The following is a 21,273-nucleotide window of genomic DNA, read 5'->3' as shown; positions in this document are numbered from 1 at the left end:
GTAATAGTTACCAATAATGCACCGTCAAGTTTTCCAATAGGAAACACAATTGTAACCTGGACTGCTACAGATGCAGCGGGAAATACACAAACCTGTACCCAAACCGTTAAAGTAGTAGGTCCAATTAAAGCTAATGATGATATTGTATTATCATTAAATGGATATACAGGCGGAACCGCTGTTTCAAACGTATTAAGTAATGATTTTTTAAATTGTAGTAATGTAATTACAGATGATGTAAATCTTACTTTGTCAAATACTTTACCATCGGTTTTAAATTTCAATACTACTACTGGATCAGTAACGGTTAATCCTCAAACTCCTGCAGGTACTTATTCATTTGATTATACAATCTGTGAAAAATCAAATCCTACTAATTGCAGTATAGCCTCAGTTACAATAACAGTTTTTGCTCCAATAATCGACGCCGTTACAGAAACGACATCTCCAATAAACGGAACGATCGGTGGAACAACACCTTCATTGGTATTAAATGATACCTTAAATGGAGCTGCGGTTGTCATCGGAACAAATCCAGGAGAAGTGATTCTTAGCCCGGTATCATTTCCGACAGGACTAATTCTTAATGCTGACGGAACCGTAAAAGTTGGAGCAGGAACTCCGGCAGGAATGTACAGTGTTGAATACAAAATTTGCGAGGTAAACAATCCAACAAATTGCGATGGAGTTATTTCAGCAGTTGTGGTAACAGGAGGTGTTTTACAAGCAAATAGTGACACCATTGGATCAGTAGTTGGAGTAAACCAGCCGACAATACTTATAAATGTTTTTGCGAACGATACAAATAACAATTTACCAGTTGTTTTAGCTGATATGAATCTTTCAGTATTGACAGCAGATCCAACAGGGTTTGTTACATTAAATCCAGATGGAACTGCAATTTTAGGAGCGAATACACCAGCGGGAACTTACGAATTAATATACCAAATTTGTGAAAAATTGAATCCGACAAATTGTAGTTCTGCTTCAATAAAGGTTACGGTAATTGCGCCAACGATGACGGTAACAGCAAATAGTTACTGCTCAAATGATGTTCCGTATGTATCTTATAATGTAACGGCAGATAATTTTACACCAAATAATCTTTTGACTATAAAATGGATTGATAGTGCAAATAATGTTGTTGCAACTCAAACCAACTTACCATTGAGTGGAAATATTTTATGGCCGGGAGCAGTTGTAGATAATAACGGAATCGGTATTGATTGGCCGGGTTGGTTATTAGCAAATGGTCAGTGGATTGAAGGAGCTGATGGATTTGAAAAAACAAGAACTGGTGTTACAATGCAGTTTTCATTAAACCCTACCGTAGATGTTGTTGTGAATTATCCTCCGGCTACACCACAATGTAATGCGAGACCAACATTTGTAATACAGGCAAATAATGATACTGCAGGAACAAATAAAACCATAAATGTTTTTAATAATGACACCTTAAACGGTTCAGTCGTGAATCCTTCAAGTGTCGTTTTAAGCACTGTGACTGCAAATCCATATTTGATTTTAAACGCGGATGGCTCGGTGCAAGTAAAAATGGGCGCACCGTCAGGTAATTATCAACTAACATATCAAATTTGCGATGCTTTAAATTTATCTAATTGCAGTCAGGCAACTGTAAGTGTTGATGTGTCGAACGTTAGTCCTCCGCCTCCTCCAGCACCTACAAAACAAATCATCGCTACAGATGATACAGCAACAAGTGTTGACGGAATAAATGGATCACTTGAGTTTATCAATGTTTTGGAAAATGATTTATTGAATGGATTAGTAATTAATCCGGCAAATATTGTAATTAAAAATATTCCGCAAAGTCCTTATTTTGAATTTAATACTGATGGGACTGTAAATGTGAAACCAAATACGCCGGGAGGAAATTATGCATTAATCTACCAGATTTGCGAGAAAGCGAATTCATCGAATTGCATTACTGCAACATTAAATGTTTTTGTTGAAGTACCAGCTATTGCAATTATTAAAACAGCAATATTTAATGACGAAAATGCCAGCGGATTTGCGAATGCAGGCGAAACGATTACTTATAAATTTAAAGTAACCAATACCGGAAATGTTCCGTTGAAAGGAATTACGGTTTCAGATCCTTTAACAGGAATTGTACTTTCTGGAAATGCAATTGATTTAGATGTAAACGAATCTGATGATAGCAATTTTACGGCGAAGTATAAAATCACCCAAAAAGATATCAACTTCGGAAGCGTGAGCAATCAGGCAATTGTACAAGGTAAGAGTGAAAGAGGTGTTATTGTTGATGATAAGTCAGATGATTCGACTAACGCAGAAGATAAGCCTACCATTTTAACCTTAAATGGATGTGAAATTAAAGTTCTTAATGCTTTTTCTCCAAATGGAGATTCAAAAAATGAAAGATTCTATATTCAGGGACTCGAATGTTATCCTGATAATACAGTTGAAATTTATAACCGTTGGGGAGTTTTAGTATTTGATACTGATCATTATAATAACGAAGACAGAGCTTTCATAGGAATCTCAGCAGGACGCTCAACCATAAAACAAGCTGACGGACTTCCGGTCGGAACTTATTTCTACATCCTGAAATATAAGGACAGTGATTCAAATCTTCACGAGTTATCCGGTTACTTATATATCACTAAATAAAAAATGATAAACGGTTTAGTTTTTACTAAGCCGTTTTTAAAGTTTACTAAATGAAAAGATTAATTTTTGTTTTAATGTTTTTTTCAGTTGTGTGTTCAGCACAGCAAGATGCCCAGTTTACACAATATATGTATAATACAATTTCAGTAAATCCAGCTTATGCTGGTTCCCGGGGTGTATTAAGTGTTTTCGGATTATACCGTACACAGTGGGTTGGCCTTGATGGCGCGCCGGAAACAAGCTCTTTTTCAATGAATACGCCTTTAAATAATAGTAAATTAGGTTTGGGAATTTCTTTGGTAAATGACAAAATCGGACCTACGAATGAAAATACACTTTCGGCTGATTTATCGTATAGTGTTCCAACTTCTGAAACCTTTAAACTTTCCTTCGGAATAAAAGCTACCGCCAATATTTTTAATTTGGATGTAAGTAAGTTAAGTTTTGAAGATCAGGGCGATCCGCAGTTTCAAGACTTGGATAATAAATTTACCCCTAATATTGGAGCTGGTGTTTACTGGCATTCTGATAAAGCTTATTTAGGATTTTCTGTTCCGAATTTTATCGAAACCAATCGTTATGATGATAACGATACCGCCATTTTCAAGGATAAAATAAACTATTATTTCATGGCAGGTTATGTTTTTGATCTTAATTATGATGTCAGATTCAAGCCGGCATTGCTTACAAAAATGGTTCAGGGCGCACCGTTACAAGTTGATGTTTCGGGCAATTTTATGTTTTACGATAAATTTGTTCTTGGTCTTGCGTATCGCTGGAGTGCATCAATAAGTGCTATGGCTGGTTTTCAGGTTTCGGATGGGTTATATATTGGTTATGGATATGATCATGAAACGACCAATTTAAGACGATACAGTTCAGGATCACACGAAATTTTCCTTCGCTATGAGTTTTTTAAAAATTATGGTAAAATGACTTCCCCAAGATTCTTTTAAATTAGACCGATTATTAGAATTAAAATTAACTTGTTCACTTTTTTTTTTAATTTAAACGAACAAAACACTCAATACAAGACAAGCAGATAAAAAGCGTGATTATGTTTATTTAGATGTCATAAAAAGAGCCCATTTTTCCTAATCTTAAGAAAAGGGCTTTTATTGGTTAAACTATTGAAAATCAAAAGCAATGTATTTTTCACAAAAAAACTTAACAATATGTCGTTTTCTTTATTGGAAAGTTTTTCAAAATGTTAAATTACATGTATTATGTTTAAAATGAATTTGTTACGTCTTAAAAAACTAGAATCGCTGTTATTTATCTGCAATTTTTTTTAACTTTATAGTCCTAAAATTTTTCAGATATGACTGTAAATCAAATACTAAACGCAAAAGGGAAAAATGTTTATTCAGTACTTTCAACAACGACGGTTTACGAAGCGTTGAAAGTTATGGGAGAAAAAAACATAGGGGCTATCCTTGTGATTGACGGAACCGACCTAAAAGGAATATTGTCTGAAAGGGATTATGCCCGAAAAATTGTTCTGAAAGACAAGTCGTCAAAAGAGACTTTTGTGCATGAAATTATGGAAAGTAATGTTTTTTCTGTAAATCTTTCCAATAATATCGAGGATTGTATGGAGCTGATGAGTACAAAAAGAATCAGACATTTACCGGTTTTAGAAGACGGAATTGTGGTTGGAATTATCTCGATCAGTGATGTTGTAAAAGCTATTATTGAAATTCAGAAAGACACAATTAATCATTTAAATTCTTATATTTCACAGTAAATAGAATTCAAAAATAAAGTTTGATAAATAGTCCAAATTCCATTGGACTATTTTTTTTTGACCTGCCAAAATGTTATTTTAACAAAAGAAAGCTATAAAATGACGCCGTTTTAAGCCAAGACTTATATCTTTGTACGCTAGAATAAAAGCTAAAAAATGATGAACAAAGAGAGTAAAAGAAGAGAAGCGTTACTGTACCATTCAGAGCCAACTCCAGGAAAAATTCAGGTAGTTCCAACAAAAAAATACGCAACCCAGAGAGATCTTTCGTTGGCCTATTCGCCAGGTGTTGCAGAGCCATGTTTAGAGATTGCAGCAAACGTAGATGACGTTTATAAATATACAGCAAAAGGAAATTTAGTTGCCGTTATTTCAAACGGGACAGCTGTTTTAGGGTTAGGAAATATTGGTCCTGAAGCATCTAAACCAGTAATGGAAGGAAAAGGATTACTCTTTAAAATATTTTCTGATATTGACGTTTTTGATATTGAAGTTAATACTGAAAATATAGAAGAATTTATTCAGACTGTAAAAAATATTGCTCCAACTTTTGGAGGAATTAATCTGGAAGATATTAAAGCACCTGAATCTTTTGAAATAGAAAGAAGACTGGTAGAAGAATTGGATATTCCTGTAATGCATGATGACCAACACGGAACAGCAATTATATCATCGGCAGCTTTAATCAACGCACTTGAATTAGCAGGAAAAAAAGCAGAAGATGTAAAAGTAGTAGTTTCAGGTGCAGGATCTGCAGCGATAGCTTGTACGGATTTATATGTTCTTTTAGGCGTAAAGGTTGAGAATATATTAATGTTTAACAGTAAAGGACTTTTGACAAAAGATAATCCTGCATTGTCAGAATTGCAATTGAAGTATGCTTTTGACGGTGCTAAAATTGAGTTAGCAGAAGCCATAAAAGGAGCTGATGTTTTCATAGGACTGTCTTCAGGAGGTATCTTGTCGCCAGAAATGTTATTGACAATGAAAGATAATCCGATTGTTTTTGCAATGGCAAATCCAAATCCGGAAATCGATTATAATTTAGCTGTAGAAACACGAAAAGATGTTATAATGGCTACAGGACGTTCAGATTTCCCTAATCAGGTAAATAACGTTTTAGGTTTTCCATATATTTTTAGAGGGGCTTTAGATGTTAGAGCCACTAAAATTAATGAAGCTATGAAGATGGCTGCGGTTAAAGCGTTGGCAATTTTAGCAAAAGAACCAGTTCCTGAACAAGTAAATGTAGCTTACGGAGCAACCAAATTAGGTTTTGGTCAGGACTATATTATTCCTAAACCATTTGACCCAAGATTAATTACAGTAGTAGCACCAGCCGTTGCAAAGGCAGCAATGGAATCTGGAGTCGCCAAAAATCCGATCACAGACTGGGCAGCTTATGAAGATGTGCTCCGCGAACGTATGGGTAATGATAATAAAATGGTTCGCTTGATGACAAACCGTGCTAAAATGGATCCGAAACGAATTGTTTTTGCAGAAGCAGATCAATTAAACGTTTTAAAAGCGGCACAAATTGTTTATGAGGACGGAATTGGTTTTCCTATTTTACTAGGAAATAAAGAAGTTATCTTAGAACTAAAAGCAGAGTTAGGTTTTGATGCTGAACTTGAAATCATTGATCCAAAAACCAACGAAGAGGAAGCAAGACGAAATAGATTTGCTAAATCATATTGGGAAACAAGAGAGAGAAGAGGTGTTTCGCTATTAGATGCTCAAAAAATCATGCGTGAAAGAAATTATTTCGCTGCGATGATGGTTAATGAGGGTGAAGCAGATGCTTTAGTTACAGGTCATACAAGAAGTTATCCAAGTGTTGTAAAACCAATGTTACAATTAATTCAAAAAGCACATAATGCGTCATTGGTTGCGACTGCAAATATGATGTTGACATCTCGCGGGCCAATGTTCTTGTCAGATACAGCAATTAATATAAATCCTTCTGCTGAAGATTTGATTAATATTGCAATTATGACTGCCAAAACTGCAAAAATGTTTGGAGTTGAGCCAGTTATTGCGATGGTTTCTTATTCGAATTTTGGATCTTCAACAAGTCAAAGTGCTTCAAAAGTTAGAGAAGCGGTTGCTTATCTGCATAAAAATCATCCAGACTTAATTGTTGATGGAGAAATTCAGGCAGATTTTGCTTTGAATCAGGAAATGCTTGCAGAGAAATTCCCATTTTCTAAATTGGCTGGAAAAAAAGTAAATACTTTAATATTTCCTAACTTAGAGTCAGCTAATATTACTTATAAATTATTGAAAGAATTATATAAAGTAAATTCAATTGGTCCAATCATGATGGGTATGGGTAAACCGGTTCACATTTTTCAATTAGGTGCCAGTGTTGAGGAAATGGTTAATATGGCTGCAATTGCAGTTATTGACGCTCAGGAAAAAGAGAATAAAAAAAATAAATTAGCTAAATAGCCGATATATTAATGGGCAAATATTTATTGTCTTATTTTTATTATATTTGGGACTATAAATTATATTATGATAGCACATTTGCAAGGGAAATTAGTGGAAAAAAATCCAACAGAAGTTGTAATTGATTGTGGAGGGGTAGGATACCATGTAAACATATCTTTACATACCTTTTCATTAATTCCTAATGCTGACTTTATAAAATTGTATACGCATCTTCAAATCAAAGAAGATGCGCATACTTTATTTGGTTTTGTTGAAAAATCGGAGCGTGAAATATTTAGAATGCTGTTGTCTGTTTCGGGTATCGGAGCTAATATTGCAAGAACTATGCTGTCTTCGATTGAACCCAGACAAATTATAAATGCAATTGCCTCCGGAGATGTTGGACTTATTCAGTCAATTAAAGGGATTGGGAACAAAACTGCACAAAGAGTTATACTTGATTTAAAAGAAAAAGTGTTAAAATTGTACGATTTAGATGAAGTTTCTGTTGTGCAAAACAATACAAATCGTGATGAAGCGTTATCTGCTTTGGAAGTTTTAGGGTTCGTCCGAAAAACTTCAGAAAAAGTAGTCGAAAAGATAGTCAAAGAAGATCCTGAAGCGACCGTTGAAACCATCATCAAAAAAGCCTTGAAAAGCTTGTAAACCAATTAAGACCAAATATCTGTATGCGTAAAATTTGTATTTTATTACTGTTTTTATTTTGCGGTAATTTTTTACGCGCCCAGGTAAATCAGTCAGTTCAAGATACAACAAAAACTCAGTTTTCAGTTGGTAAGGTAGAACTACAAAATCCACCTAGTATTTTGTCTGCTTATAAATACGATCCTGTAACTGATCGATATATTTATACGAGTTCTGTAGATGGAATTTCAATTGATTATCCCATTATTTTAACGCCAAAAGAGTACGAAGATTTAGTTTTGAAAGAATCCAGAAGAGATTATTTCAGAAAAAAAATGGATGCAATCGATGGTAAAAAAACAGGAAGTGAAACTGCCAAAAAAGATTTACTACCAAGATATTATATCAATTCAAGTCTTTTTGAAAGCATTTTCGGTAGTAATACAATCGACGTGAAACCAACAGGTTCTGTCGAAATGGACTTAGGAATCCGATATACCAAACAAGATAATCCTGCATTTTCTCCAAGAAACAGATCTAGCCTGACTTTTGATTTTGATCAGAGAATCAGCATGAGTTTAATGGGAAAGGTTGGAACGCGTCTGGAAGTAAATGCAAATTATGACACGCAGTCTACATTTGCTTTTCAAAACCTGTTTAAACTGGCATATACTCCATCAGAAGATGATATTATTCAAAAAGTAGAAGTTGGTAATGTAAGCATGCCGCTGAATAGTACTTTAATTCGTGGTGCACAAAGTTTATTCGGAGTTAAAACGCAATTGCAATTTGGTAAAACTACAGTAACAGGTGTTTTTTCAGAACAAAAATCACAAACTAAGAGTGTGGTAGCCGAAGGAGGTGGGACCGTTCAGAATTTTGATCTTTATGCTTTAGATTATGATAATGACAGGCACTTTTTTCTTTCACAATATTTTAGAAATTTATACGACACTTCTTTAGAAAAATATCCATTTATTGATAGCCGTGTACAGATCACAAGATTAGAAGTTTGGGTTACCAATAAACAAAACAGGGTTAGCACAACCAGTAATAACTTACGAAATATTATTGCACTCCAGGATTTAGGAGAGGGGCAAATTTCCGGAATTCCGGACAATGAAGTCGTTGTTATAAGTTCTCCGACGGGATTTTTTAATAATCAACCCGATTCTCCAACAGATAATGATAACAATAAATATGATCCGGCCACAATTGGGCAGCCGGGGTCTTATTTAAATTCAAATATTAGAGAAATTGTAACGGCAAAATCTGGATTCAATAACACAAATGTTAGTGAAGGAACAGATTATTCCGTGTTAGAAAATGCCAGAAAATTAACGGCAAACGAATATACTTTTAACCCACAACTCGGATATATTTCTTTGCAGCAGCGTTTGGCAAATGATGAGATTTTGGCGGTTGCTTTCGAGTATACTGTTGGAGGTAAAATCTATCAGGTTGGTGAATTTGGCAGCGATGGTGTGGATGCAACAGTCGTTACTGGAAATAATAATTCGAATCAGGCCATTATCTCACAAAGTTTGATTTTAAAAATGCTGAAAAGTAATTTGACTAACGTTCAGAATCCGGTTTGGAATTTGATGATGAAAAACGTTTATCAAATTCCACAAGCTTATCAAATAAAACAAGATGATTTCAGGTTAAATATTCTTTATACTGATCCTTCGCCAATAAATTATATTACTCCGGTTGCAGGAACAGACTTTCCTTCGAATCCTCCTCCAAAACCTGACATGCTATTAAAGGATACTCCGTTATTAAATGTTTTTGACTTAGACCGATTAAATTACAATAATGATCCTCAAACCGGTGGGGATGGATTCTTTGATTATATCCCGGGAATTACAGTCGATGTTCAAAATGGCCGAATTATTTTTACAAGAAAAGAACCTTTTGGAGAACGTTTATTTGAGAAGTTAAAGAATCAAAATTCTGTAGAAAATTATAATGATCCATCAACCTATAATCCAAACCAGCAAAAATATGTATTTAGGAATATGTATAGAAATACGCAATCTGCTGCGTTACAGGACAGTGATAAAAATAAATTCTTATTAAGAGGAAAATATAAATCATCTGGAAGTAATGGTATTCCGATTGGGGCATTTAATGTACCACAGGGCTCTGTAGTTGTTATGGCGGCGGGTAGAAGACTGGTAGAAGGGATTGATTACAGTGTCGATTATCAGTTAGGTAGAGTTCAGATTCTAGATCCGTCACTTCAGGCATCCAATACACCTATTGAAGTTTCATTAGAAAACAACTCAATTTTTGGGCAGCAAACCCGAAGATTTATGGGTTTCAATGTTGAACATAAAATCTCGGAGAATTTTGTAGTTGGAGGAACTTATCTGAAAATGTCTGAGCGTCCTTTTACACAAAAATCAAGTTATGGTCAGGAATCTGTAAACAATACGATTTTTGGTTTCAACGGAAATTACGCAACAGAAGTTCCATTTTTTACCAGATTGGTCAATAAATTACCAAATATTGATACTGATGTTCCTTCGAATCTTTCGATAAGAGGAGAAGTTGCTTTCCTGAAACCAGATGCACCAAAAGCAAGTGATTTTGAAGGGGAAGCTACTATATATGTTGATGATTTTGAAGGTTCACAATCTACAATCGATATGCGATCTGCGTATGCGTGGAGTCTGGCATCAACACCTTATTTGAATTCGATCAATGATAATACTTTTAATGCCAATTCAAATACTTTAGAATACGGTTATAAGCGTTCAAAATTAGCATGGTACACTATTGATCCTGTTTTCTATACTTCAAAACCATCTGGTATTTCAAACGACGATTTGTCTTTAAATACAACAAGGAGAATTTACAGTAAAGAGTTGTATCCAAACACAGATATTGCCCAGGGACAAATACAGGTTATTAATACGCTCGATTTAACTTATTTTCCTTCTGAGCGCGGACCGTATAATAACAGTCCAAGCTTTAATACAGATCCTAAAACTTCAAATTTTGGAGGGATTATGCGTTCGCTAAATTCGACCAATTTTGAGCAGGGAAATGTCGAGTATATTCAGTTTTGGGTACTTGATCCGTATGTTGGAAACGGTGAAGCACCATTGACAAATACCGGTAAAATTTATTTTAATTTAGGTGAAATATCTGAAGACGTTTTAAAAGACGGAAGAAAACAATATGAAAACGGACTTGGACCTGATCAGGTAATGGTAAATCCGCAACCGCTTTGGGGAGATGTTCCGGCTTCACAGTCTTTAATTTATGCATTTGATACCAACGCAGGAAATCGTCAGAATCAAGATGTTGGTTTAGATGGTTTGCCGGATTCTAAAGAAGCTTCAATTTACAACAATGGAGTGCAAGAAGACCCTGCAGGGGATAACTATACGTATTATCTAAATACTGATGGCGGAGTTTTAGATCGCTATAAAAAATACAATGGTGTTGAAGGAAACTCAGCTGTAAGCATTGATGATCCAAATCGTGGAGCAACAACATTGCCTGACGTTGAGGATATTAATCGTGACAATACAATGAGTACGATTAATGCGTATTACGAATATAGTATTGACTTAAAACCAGGAATGCAGGTCGGACAAAATTACATTACGGATATTCGTGAAGTAAGTAATGTTGAGCTGCCAAACGGAGGAACAACAAATGCAAGATGGATTCAGTTTAAAATTCCTGTTTCTAAGCCTCAAAATACAATTGGAAATATTACCGATTTTAGATCTATTCGTTTCATGCGTATGTTTATGACCGGTTTTAACGATCAGATGACAGTGCGTTTTGGTGCCTTAGATTTAGTAAGAGGAGAGTGGAGAAGATATACTGGAACTTTAGATGGTAACGATACAAATCCTGATGATGATGGTACTGAATTTGATGTTGCTGCAGTTAATATTCAGGAAAACAGTACAAAATGTCCTGTAAATTATGTTATTCCACCAGGTGTTCAAAGAGAACAATTGTATAATAATAATACAGTTATAAATCAAAATGAGCAGTCTTTAGCATTGCGCGTTGGAGGAACAGGTTTACAATATCAGGACTCAAGAGCGGTTTTTAAAAATGTTAGTGTTGATATGCGTCAGTATAAAAAACTTAAAATGTTTTTGCATGCTGAATCTTTACCTAATGAAAATACATTACAAGATGACGAAATGGTTGGATTCATCCGTTTTGGAAATGATTTTACGCAAAACTTCTATCAGGTCGAAATTCCTTTAAAGGTAACAAGAACAGGTGGATCATGTTCTATCAGCCCGGACCAGGTTTGGATTGAAGATAATGATATTGATTTAGCATTAGAATTATTGACAAGCATGAAAATTAAGGCGATGTCTCTAGATATAAATTCACCAAAAAGAGATATAAATGGCGTTTATTATCCAGACGATGACCCGGATGCTCGCGGGGGCGATGGAGATGGCCGATTAAAGTTAGGGATAAAAGGAAATCCTAACTTTGGTTTGGTGCGAAATTTAATGGTTGGGGTAAAAAGTAAGGCTGATCATAAAGACATCAAAGGTGAGGTTTGGTTTAACGAACTTCGTATGGCTGATTTGGAGAATAAAGGCGGAATGGCAGCAATATTAAGTGTTGATACCAATATGGCTGATTTTGCTACAATTTCTGCTACAGGTCGAAAAAGTACAATTGGTTTTGGGTCTTTAGAGCAAGGTGCGAATGAAAGAGATCGCGAAGATATTCAACAATATAACATCGTAACAAATCTAAATTTAGGAAAATTATTGCCTCAAAAATGGGGGATAAATGTGCCTTTTAATTATGCTATTGGAGAAGAGGTAATTACACCGGAATATGATCCTTTTAATCAGGATATAAAACTTGATCAATTGTTAAAAGAAACTACTAATGAAGATGAAAAGGAAAATATCAGGACTCGTGCTATTGATTATACGAAAAGAAAAAGCATCAATTTTATTGGGGTAAGAAAAGACAGAGCAGCAGAGCAGAAACCGCATGTTTATGATGTAGAAAACTTTACATTTTCACAATCATACAATCAGGTGGAACGTCATGATTATGAAGTTGAAGATTATGAAGATGAGCAGTCAAATACAGCCATAAATTATGCCTATACTTTTCAGCCAAAAGAAGTAGTTCCTTTCAAACAGACTGCCTTCATGAAGAAAAGCGAGTATTGGAAATTATTAAGTGATTTTAATTTTAATTATTTGCCAGCTAATATAACTTTCAATACAAATATTTTAAGACAAAGTAATCGCCAGCAATATAGAGAAGTTGAGAATCTAGGACTTGGACTGGATCCGCTTTACAGACGAAATTTTGCTTTTAATTATCAATATGGTTTTGGATACAATCTGACAAAATCTCTAAAAATAAATTATAATGCAGCTTCAAATAATATTGTAAAAAATTATTTAAACGAGGATAATACTCCAAAAGAAGATTTTAATATCTGGGATAGTTATTGGGATATAGGAACACCAAATCAACATTTACAGCAATTAATTTTGAATTATGATATTCCAATTAATAAAATTCCACTTTTTAGTTTTGTAAAAGCGGGTTATTCTTATACTGCTGATTATAGCTGGCAGCGATCTTCAACGGCATTGTCTCAATATGTAGATCCAAATGGTAATGAATTTGATTTAGGGAACACAATTCAAAACGCGAACTCAAATACGCTTACAACAACATTCAATATGAATATGTTGTATAAGTATTTAGGTTTGACTCCAGGGGCAAAATCTGCAAAACCTAAAGCAACTGCGCCACCAAAACCAGGAGAAAAAGTAGTGAATACACCTAGACCAATAACAGGTAGCAGCCCTTTTTATGATGGTCTGATTGGGGTTTTGACAAGTATAAAAAATATTCAGGTTAATTATACTAAAAACAACGGAACCGTTTTACCGGGTTATACGCCAAGTATTGGTTTCTTAGGTACATCAAAACCATCATTAGGATTTATTTTTGGAAGTCAGGATGATGTTCGTTACGAAGCAGCTAAAAATGGTTGGTTGACTACGTATGATAATTTCAACCAAAATTTCACGCAGGTTACGAATAAGCTTTTGAAAGTAACAGCCAATGTTGATTTATTGCCTGATTTAAGGATTGACCTGTCAATGGACCGTGCTTATTCTGAAAATTCATCTGAGCAATATTTTGTAGACGAGACGAAAGATAATTTATATACGCCTCTTTCACCTTATACTTATGGAATGTTTTCTATTTCTACCGTCTTAATTAAAACATCTTTTTCGACTAGTGATGAAATACAGTCGGCAGCATTTGATGATTTCAGGAATAACCGTTTAGTTATTGCAAATCGTCTTGCCGAAGAGCATTATGGTGGAGCTGAAATTCCGAGATATGGAGATGCAAACAATCCAATTCCGGCAGATACAGATCCGAATTATAAAATATATGTTGCTAATCAAGGCTATCCAATAGGGTTTACAAAAAGCAATCAGGCTGTTTTATTGCCTTCGTTTTTGGCAGCCTATTCTGGAGGAAATGCTTCTAGTTCTTCAACAGATATTTTCAGGAGTTTTCCTATTCCAAACTGGAGTATAAAGTATAATGGTTTAATGCGTTATAAATATTTTAAAGATAAGTTTAAGCGTTTTTCGTTACAACATAATTATAGAGCATCTTATACCATCAATCAGTTTAGATCAAACTTCGACTATAATGAGAATCCGGGAGGACAGGATGTAAACACCAATTTCTATAACCAGACAATCATGTCAAATGTCAATTTAGTGGAGCAATTTAGTCCACTTATTCGAATGGATTTTGAGTTAAAAAGTTCATTACGAGTATTGACTGAAGTTAAAAAAGCTAGGGCATTATCAATGAGTTTTGACAATAATTTATTGACAGAAGTTAAAGATTTGGAGTATGTTGTTGGTTTGGGTTACCGTTTTAAAGATGTTATTATTTCATCAAGACTTGCTGATAATCCAACAGGAATCATTAAAAGTGATATCAATATAAAAGCTGATTTCTCTTATAGAAATAGTCAGACTTTAGTTCGCTATTTAGATTATGATAACAATCAGCTTGCAGCTGGTCAGAATATTTGGGCAATAAAATTAACAGCTGATTATGCGTTTAGCAAAAACCTGACTGCCATATTTTATTATGATCATTCGTTCTCAAAAGCTGTAATATCAACTTCGTTTCCGTTAACTAACATTCGATCAGGATTTACACTTCGATATAATTTCGGAAATTAATTTTTTTAGTTTCTAAACTAGATTTCATTAGAAGATTGTTACATTTGTGGCTTAAAAATTCAATTATCAATTTCAAACATAGTATTATGAGCATACCAGCAAATTTAAAGTACACAAAGGATCACGAATGGGTTAGCATCGAAGGAGATGTTGCAACTGTAGGAATTACTCATTTTGCTCAAAAAGAGTTAGGAGATATCGTGTATGTTGAAGTAGAAACTTTAGACCAGACACTTGATAAAGATGAGGTTTTTGGTACAGTTGAAGCTGTGAAAACAGTTTCTGATTTGTTTTTGCCATTAACAGGAGAAATTATTGCTTTTAATGATAGTTTAGAAAGCGCACCAGAAACAGTAAATTCAGATCCTTACGGAGCTGGATGGATGATTAAAATAAAAATTGCTGATGCATCAGAGATCGATTCTTTATTGTCTGATTCAGCTTATAAGCAGCTTATAGGTGCCTAAACAGTTACTGCTAATCTGGGCAATTATTTGTTCAGGAATCATAGCTTATTTTTGTCTGACAGATGCAAGTAATATTCCTGCGGTAAATTTCCCCAGCATAGATAAAATTGTACATTTTTGTTTTCATTTTGGATTTACAATTTCATGGATTTTGTTTTTCAAAAAAGAACTTAAAGGAAGACATGCTGATGATTATAAAGCCTATCTTGTTTCGTTTATATTTTCTGTTTTTTTTGGAATTACAATCGAAATTTTACAAGGCGTTTTTACAGTCACAAGAGCTGCAGATGTAACAGATGTTTTGGCAAATACGCTTGGCGCCACGATTGCTGTATTTACAGCAATAGCCTTCAAAAAGCAAATAGACAAAATATGATCTTATAAAAAAATCCCACTTCGGTGGGTTTTTTATTGCCAAAAAATCAGGTTTTTTAAAGTGTTTTTTTTAAGGATTTAAAATGTATTTTTGTCAAAATCCGATGTAACATCAAAATCATGAATATTAAGCAATATTTAGATTCAACTTATTTAAAAACTGCTTCTCAGGCTGGACTTTCAGAGGCAGAAAATAATGATGTTGTAAAAAAAGCCATAACCGAAGCAATTGTTGAAGGCTTTAAATTGATAATGATTCGACCAGAGTATGTTGTTTTAGCTAAAGAAATGATTCAAAAAGCTAGTTCAACTTTGCTTATTGGTACTGTTATAGATTTTCCGGAAGGCAAATCTTCTATTGAAGATAAAGTTAAAGAAGCAAATCAGGCGATTGACGATGGTGCTGATGATTTGGATTTTGTCTGCAATTATGAAGCTTTTAAAAACGGAGAAATTGCTTTATTGAAACAAGAAATTGTGTATGGTACCCAAATTGGACTGGCGCATAATAAAACTGTAAAATGGATAATTGAAGTTGCCGCATTGAGTGATAAAGAAATTATACAGCTTTCGGCATTGATAAAAAATATTGTCATATCCAATTTTAAAGAAGAAGATTATGCTTCTGTTTTTGTGAAGTCATCAACAGGTTTTTATAGAACTGAAAATGATTTGCCAAACGGAGCTACAATTCCTGCAATTATAATGATGTTAGAAAACGCATCGCCTTTGCCTGTAAAAGCAGCTGGCGGAGTAAGATCATATGAAGATGCAGTTGAGATGATTCGCTTAGGTGTAAAACGAATCGGAACTTCGGCAGCAAAAGAAATTGCAAACGGAGAGAATACCACAAATCAATATTAAATGAAAACCAAAAATTACGTGAATAAGATTTTTTTATCCTTTACTTTAACATTATGTACCTTATTTGCCTTTTCGCAAGAAACGAATAATTCTTCCGTAAAGCCAGGTTTTGTAGCAGAACAATTTCCTGTTTTTCCAAATTGCGAAAATTTAGACTCTAAAAAACTGGAGAATTGTTTTTATAAAGAAGTTCAGGATTTTGTATTCCATAATTTTGAAGTTCCTGAAAATTTAAAACAATCTAATTACAAAGGTGAAGTAAAAGTTCTTTTTGAAGTTGATGCGAACGGAGATTTTAAAGTGATTTATATTAATACAACTGTTGATGCATTATCTGAAGAAGCGAAAAGAGTTTTTGGTAAATTTCCTAAGATCAAACCATCAACCTATAACGGTAAACCAACATATTCTAAATACACAATTTCAATTGGGATTCCGTTAAAAACTGCTGATGAAATTGCTTCTGAAGCATTGGCCGCCGCCCAAATTTTAAAACCAGTCGAAAAACCATTAACTGAACTGGATAGTATTGTTTATAAAAAATACAATAATCCAGAGTTCGAAAGTCATTTAAATATTCCATTTTCTCATAGTTATTACGCTCAGTTTGATGGCGCAATGAATCAGGTGGGAAGCAATAATCATACAGCCTCAAAGCCATATACTTATGCTGAGGTTTCAAAATATTACAATTTAAAAGCGGTTAATGAATCGCTTCAAAAAAATGTTTCTACGTGGTTAGGAAGAAAATGGTGGAATGAGAATTTGGTTCAGATTCAGGGTGAAGATTATTGGCTGGCATTAAATCCTATTGTCGATTTGCAGTTAGGGAAAGCCTCAGATCTTGATGCTTCCTATACTTATGTAAATACTCGTGCCTTAAATTTTAGAGGTGGTTTAGGGAAAATGATCAATTTTACGACAACTATTTTTGAAAGTCAGGGAAGATTTGCGGGTTATTTTAATGATTACGCCGAAACATTAAAACCTTCGGGAGGAAATCCGGCAATTATTCCCGGAATTGGTATTGCAAAAAGATTTAAAACTGATGCTTACGATTTTCCGATGGCTGAAGCCAATATTACGTTTGTACCAAGTAAGTTTTTTGATTTTCAGTTAGGTTACGGCCGAAATTTTATTGGAGATGGATATCGTTCCTTACTTGAAAGTGATGGAGCAAGTCCTTATCCTTATTTTAAAATCAATACAACTTTTTGGAAAATAAAATATACGAATACATACATGTGGCTAAAAGATGTTCGCCCTGAAGTTACGCTTGAGAAAACGTACGCAACAAAATTTATGGCGAATCATTACTTGAGCTGGAATGTTTCGAATAGAGTCAATTTAGGTTTTTTTGAATCTGTCGTTTGGACAGATACCAATAATAGAGGATTTGATGCTAATTTTGTAAATCCAATTATTTTTTATCGTGCTGTTGAGTTTGGTTCTTCTTCTAAAAGTGGAAATGCCCTTTTAGGATTTACGGCTAAATATAAATGGAATAACAGTGTTAATTTATATGGCCAGTTTTTAATTGATGAGTTTTCTGTAGGAGATATGGGTGCTGGGGAGCAAAGTTGGAAAAATAAATTTGGCTATCAATTGGGAGGTAAATATTTCAATGCTTTTGAGGTGAAAGATTTATTAGTGCAGTTAGAATATAATCATGTACGTCCTTATGTGTATTCGCATAGTGCTGTAATTACTAATTATGGGCATAATAATCAAAGTGTCGGGCATCAATGGGGAGGAAATTTTAATGAACTTTTAATTATTGGAAGATATCATAAAGGGCGTTATTTTGGGGATGCTAAATTTACAATTGGTACAAGAGGTCTTGATTTTGACACTGCGGAAGATAGTTACAATTATGGAGGCAATATTTATAAAAGTTACGATGTGAAACGACCATATGACACAGGTGTAAAGGTGGGTCAGGGTAATAAAACAAGTGTTTTTATAGCCGATATTCAAGGTGGGTATTTAATTAACCCGATGACAAACCTGAAGTTATTCGGTAGCTTTATATATAGAAGCTTTGATCCGACCAAAGATACTGCTACAACATTCGGGCAAAGTACGACATGGTTTAGTATCGGATTGCGATCTGATGTCTTTAATTGGTATTTTGATTACTAGTATTTAATAAGATTTTTCGAAATAATTGTGTTAAAGATTTGCAAGTCCTTATTTTATAAAGGTTTTATTGAAAAAATCTAAATTTATAGTTCAGGATTCTACAATCTAATTTGTACATTTGCACCACTCAAAAAAAAAATACAAACAAGAAAGGTTTGAACACTACTAAAAATACAATTTCACTAAAATCAATATTTCTGGATTTCAAAGAGATTACTAAGGCTGGTTTGGCTATTAGTGTTTTGTTCTCTTCAATTGCAGGTTATTTATTAGGTGTAAATGATGAACATCCCTTTAAATGGAGTGTTTTAGCTGTTTTATCTATTGGAGGTTACTGTATGGTTGGAGCTTCAAATGCTTTTAATCAGGTAATTGAAAAGGATATCGATGCTCTCATGGACCGCACAAAAAATCGTCCTGTACCATCAGGCCGGATGTCTCCAAAAATGGCTTTGTTTGTTGCAAGTTTACTGACGGTTATAGGAATCAGTTTGTTATATACAATCAATGCAAAGTCGGCAATGTTTGCTGCCATCTCAATATTTTTATATACTAGCATATATACACCATTAAAAACGGTAACTTCGTTATCAGTTTTTGTTGGTGCATTTCCGGGCGCAATTCCGTTTATGTTAGGATGGGTTGCTGCAACTGGAGAATTTGGTATCGAAGCAGGAACTTTGTTTCTGATTCAGTTTTTCTGGCAGTTTCCTCATTTTTGGTCCATCGGATGGTTTTTATATGAAGATTATGAGAAAGCAGGAATCTTTATGCTTCCCACAGGAAAAAAAGATAAAGGTACCGCTTTGCAGGTTATTTTATATACAGTTTGGTTGATTATAGCGTCTTTATTACCTGTTTTAGGATACACAGGACAGCTTTTTATAACGCCGATTGCGGCAGTTTTGGTGTTTTTATTAGGGTTATGGATGCTTTTTTACGCTGTAAAACTGTATCAATTGCGAACTGCAAAAGCTGCGAGAACCTTAATGTTAGTGAGTGTTTCGTATATTTCACTATTGCAAATCGTATTTATTGTAGATAAATTTTTAAGATAATTATGGAAATGACAATGACAACAAGCGAGGAACAGGTAACCAAATCAAAATCAGCAAAACTGATTTTGTTATTCGCCATGGTAAGTATGACCATGATGTTTGCCGGACTTACAAGTGCATTTGTGGTAAGTAAGTCAAGAGCTGACTGGTTGAAGAATTTTGAACTGCCAACAGCGTTTTATTATAGCACAGCCGTTATTATTGGTTGCAGTGTTACATTTTACCTGGCTAAAAAAGCGATTCAAAAAGATAATAGAGGTGCAACAACTTCATTCCTTTTAGGAACATTGGCGTTAGGAATTCTATTTGTAGTTTTGCAATTTGAAGGATTTGGGCAAATCGTAGAAAGCGGGTATTATTTTACCGGAGAAGGTAGCTCAATTACTACAACTTTTCTATACGTAGTAACCGTTACTCACTTATTACACTTGGCTGGAGGATTAATTTCACTTTTAATTATAATTTATAATCATTTTAAACAAAAATACAATTCGACTCAAACTCTTGGTATAGAACTAGGTGCGATGTATTGGCACTTTTTGGATTTATTATGGGTATATTTATTTTTATTTTTATATTTCTTTAAATAAGAAAAAAACGTAAATTTGGGAACTTTTTAACGAATATCTTTTATGGAAGCGACAGTTACTACTGCAAATAACGACGAAAAAACTTGGGGAGGCGGAGACATCCAGCCATTAGGAGCAAGTTATGGTAAAATGATGATGTGGTTTTTTATCGTATCAGATGCCTTGACATTCTCTGGATTCCTTGCTGCTTACGGTTTTTCTAGATTTAAATTTATTGAAACATGGCCTTTGGCTGATGAAGTGTTTACTCACTTCCCATTTATGCATGGTGTTTCGGCACCTATGTATTATGTAGCCTTAATGACTTTTATTTTGATTTTCTCATCTGTAACAATGGTTTTGGCTGTTGATGCAGGTCACCAATTGAAAAAGACAAAGGTTGCTATTTATATGTTCTTAACTATTATTGGAGGTTTGATCTTCGTTGGTTCTCAAGCCTGGGAGTGGAAGAACTTCATTAAGGGAGAATATGGTGCAGTTGAAACTGCAGGTGGTAGTTTGTTGCAGTTTGTTGATGCAAATGGAAACAGAGTAGCTCTTGAAAAATTTGCCGTGAAATTACCGGAACAACCAGAAGCCCTTACAAGAGCTAAAGGGAAATGGTTCATGGAAAGTGCCGAAACTGTATCCACTTATTCAGTTGCTGAAATACAGGCTGGTTTTAAAGCGCATCCGGAATTATTGATAAGAACTGAAAAGCTTAACGATAAAAAGAAAAAAACAGTATTGACAAGAGCTGAATCTGAGGCTCGTTTAGGTACTGCAAAATATGTAGTTGAAGGAGCTAACTTAACCAGAAACGAATACGGTAGTAAATTATTTGCTGATTTCTTCTTCTTCATTACAGGATTCCACGGATTCCACGTATTTTCTGGAGTAATTATTAATATCATTATTTTCTTTAATGTATTATTGGGTACTTACGAGAAAAGAAGAAGCTACGAAATGGTAGAGAAAGTTGGTTTATACTGGCACTTTGTCGATTTAGTTTGGGTATTTGTATTTACAGTTTTCTACTTAGTTTAATTTTTAAGATTTATCATT

General features: G+C 34.3%; 13 protein-coding genes. All 13 read left to right on the top strand.

The window, feature by feature from the left end; all coding sequences use genetic code 11:
• Window positions 1–2,655: T9SS type B sorting domain-containing protein (locus J2X17_RS13400; protein ID WP_310298855.1), on the top strand; the 2,655-nt coding region annotated here is incomplete at its 5' end.
• A 50-nt stretch (window positions 2,656–2,705) separates the two neighbouring features.
• Window positions 2,706–3,611, top strand: coding sequence for a PorP/SprF family type IX secretion system membrane protein (locus tag J2X17_RS13395; protein WP_310298852.1), 906 nt, complete (start codon window positions 2,706–2,708; stop codon window positions 3,609–3,611).
• A 365-nt stretch (window positions 3,612–3,976) separates the two neighbouring features.
• Complete coding sequence (locus J2X17_RS13390; protein WP_074659705.1) at window positions 3,977–4,402, top strand: CBS domain-containing protein; 426 nt, start codon at window positions 3,977–3,979, stop codon at window positions 4,400–4,402.
• 159 nt (window positions 4,403–4,561) lie between these two features.
• Window positions 4,562–6,853: an NADP-dependent malic enzyme gene (locus tag J2X17_RS13385; protein ID WP_310298864.1), complete on the top strand. Its 2,292-nt coding sequence runs from the start codon at window positions 4,562–4,564 to the stop codon at window positions 6,851–6,853.
• Between the two features lie 66 nt (window positions 6,854–6,919).
• Window positions 6,920–7,501, top strand: a complete 582-nt coding sequence (ruvA, locus tag J2X17_RS13380) for a Holliday junction branch migration protein RuvA (protein ID WP_053471666.1) — start codon at window positions 6,920–6,922, stop codon at window positions 7,499–7,501.
• Window positions 7,502–7,524: 23 nt separating this feature from the next.
• Complete coding sequence (gene sov, locus J2X17_RS13375) at window positions 7,525–14,733, top strand: T9SS outer membrane translocon Sov/SprA (RefSeq protein WP_310298847.1); 7,209 nt, start codon at window positions 7,525–7,527, stop codon at window positions 14,731–14,733.
• 86 nt (window positions 14,734–14,819) lie between these two features.
• Complete coding sequence (gcvH, locus tag J2X17_RS13370; protein WP_310298843.1) at window positions 14,820–15,200, top strand: glycine cleavage system protein GcvH; 381 nt, start codon at window positions 14,820–14,822, stop codon at window positions 15,198–15,200.
• On the top strand, window positions 15,193–15,576 hold the full coding sequence (locus J2X17_RS13365) for a VanZ family protein (RefSeq protein WP_310298840.1): 384 nt from the start codon (window positions 15,193–15,195) through the stop codon (window positions 15,574–15,576). Before gcvH ends, J2X17_RS13365 begins: the two co-directional genes overlap by 8 nt.
• A gap of 119 nt (window positions 15,577–15,695) precedes the next feature.
• Window positions 15,696–16,439 (top strand): deoxyribose-phosphate aldolase, encoded by a 744-nt coding sequence (gene deoC, locus J2X17_RS13360; protein ID WP_310298838.1) that lies wholly within the window; start codon window positions 15,696–15,698, stop codon window positions 16,437–16,439.
• Window positions 16,440–18,581 carry an energy transducer TonB gene (locus tag J2X17_RS13355; RefSeq protein WP_310298835.1) on the top strand — a complete coding sequence of 714 codons (2,142 nt, stop codon included), beginning with the start codon at window positions 16,440–16,442 and terminating at the stop codon, window positions 18,579–18,581.
• Between the two features lie 155 nt (window positions 18,582–18,736).
• A complete protein-coding gene (gene cyoE, locus J2X17_RS13350) occupies window positions 18,737–19,639 on the top strand; it encodes a heme o synthase (protein ID WP_310298832.1) in 903 nt (300 codons plus the stop codon).
• Window positions 19,640–19,641: 2 nt separating this feature from the next.
• Complete coding sequence (locus J2X17_RS13345) at window positions 19,642–20,229, top strand: cytochrome c oxidase subunit 3 (RefSeq protein ID WP_310298829.1); 588 nt, start codon at window positions 19,642–19,644, stop codon at window positions 20,227–20,229.
• 42 nt (window positions 20,230–20,271) lie between these two features.
• Window positions 20,272–21,255 (top strand): cytochrome c oxidase subunit 3, encoded by a 984-nt coding sequence (locus J2X17_RS13340; RefSeq protein WP_310298827.1) that lies wholly within the window; start codon window positions 20,272–20,274, stop codon window positions 21,253–21,255.
• The last annotated feature ends 18 nt before the right edge of the window (window positions 21,256–21,273 follow it).

This window comes from Flavobacterium aquidurense, assembly GCF_031458035.1.
Lineage (GTDB): Bacteria > Bacteroidota > Bacteroidia > Flavobacteriales > Flavobacteriaceae > Flavobacterium > Flavobacterium aquidurense_C.
The sequence above is the reverse complement of the archived record's forward strand: the minus strand, read 5'-3'. Positions and strand labels throughout refer to the sequence as shown.

Bases quoted from the DNA above. Each gene is read 5' to 3' on its own strand.
- J2X17_RS13395 (WP_310298852.1), top strand. From the start codon at position 2,706: ATGAAAAGATTAATTTTTGTTTTAATGTTTTTTTCAGTTGTGTGTTCA.
- J2X17_RS13390 (WP_074659705.1), top strand. From the start codon at position 3,977: ATGACTGTAAATCAAATACTAAACGCAAAAGGGAAAAATGTTTATTCA.
- J2X17_RS13385 (WP_310298864.1), top strand. From the start codon at position 4,562: ATGAACAAAGAGAGTAAAAGAAGAGAAGCGTTACTGTACCATTCAGAG.
- ruvA (WP_053471666.1), top strand. From the start codon at position 6,920: ATGATAGCACATTTGCAAGGGAAATTAGTGGAAAAAAATCCAACAGAA.
- sov (WP_310298847.1), top strand. From the start codon at position 7,525: ATGCGTAAAATTTGTATTTTATTACTGTTTTTATTTTGCGGTAATTTT.
- gcvH (WP_310298843.1), top strand. From the start codon at position 14,820: ATGAGCATACCAGCAAATTTAAAGTACACAAAGGATCACGAATGGGTT.
- deoC (WP_310298838.1), top strand. From the start codon at position 15,696: ATGAATATTAAGCAATATTTAGATTCAACTTATTTAAAAACTGCTTCT.
- J2X17_RS13355 (WP_310298835.1), top strand. From the start codon at position 16,440: ATGAAAACCAAAAATTACGTGAATAAGATTTTTTTATCCTTTACTTTA.
- J2X17_RS13345 (WP_310298829.1), top strand. From the start codon at position 19,642: ATGGAAATGACAATGACAACAAGCGAGGAACAGGTAACCAAATCAAAA.
- J2X17_RS13340 (WP_310298827.1), top strand. From the start codon at position 20,272: ATGGAAGCGACAGTTACTACTGCAAATAACGACGAAAAAACTTGGGGA.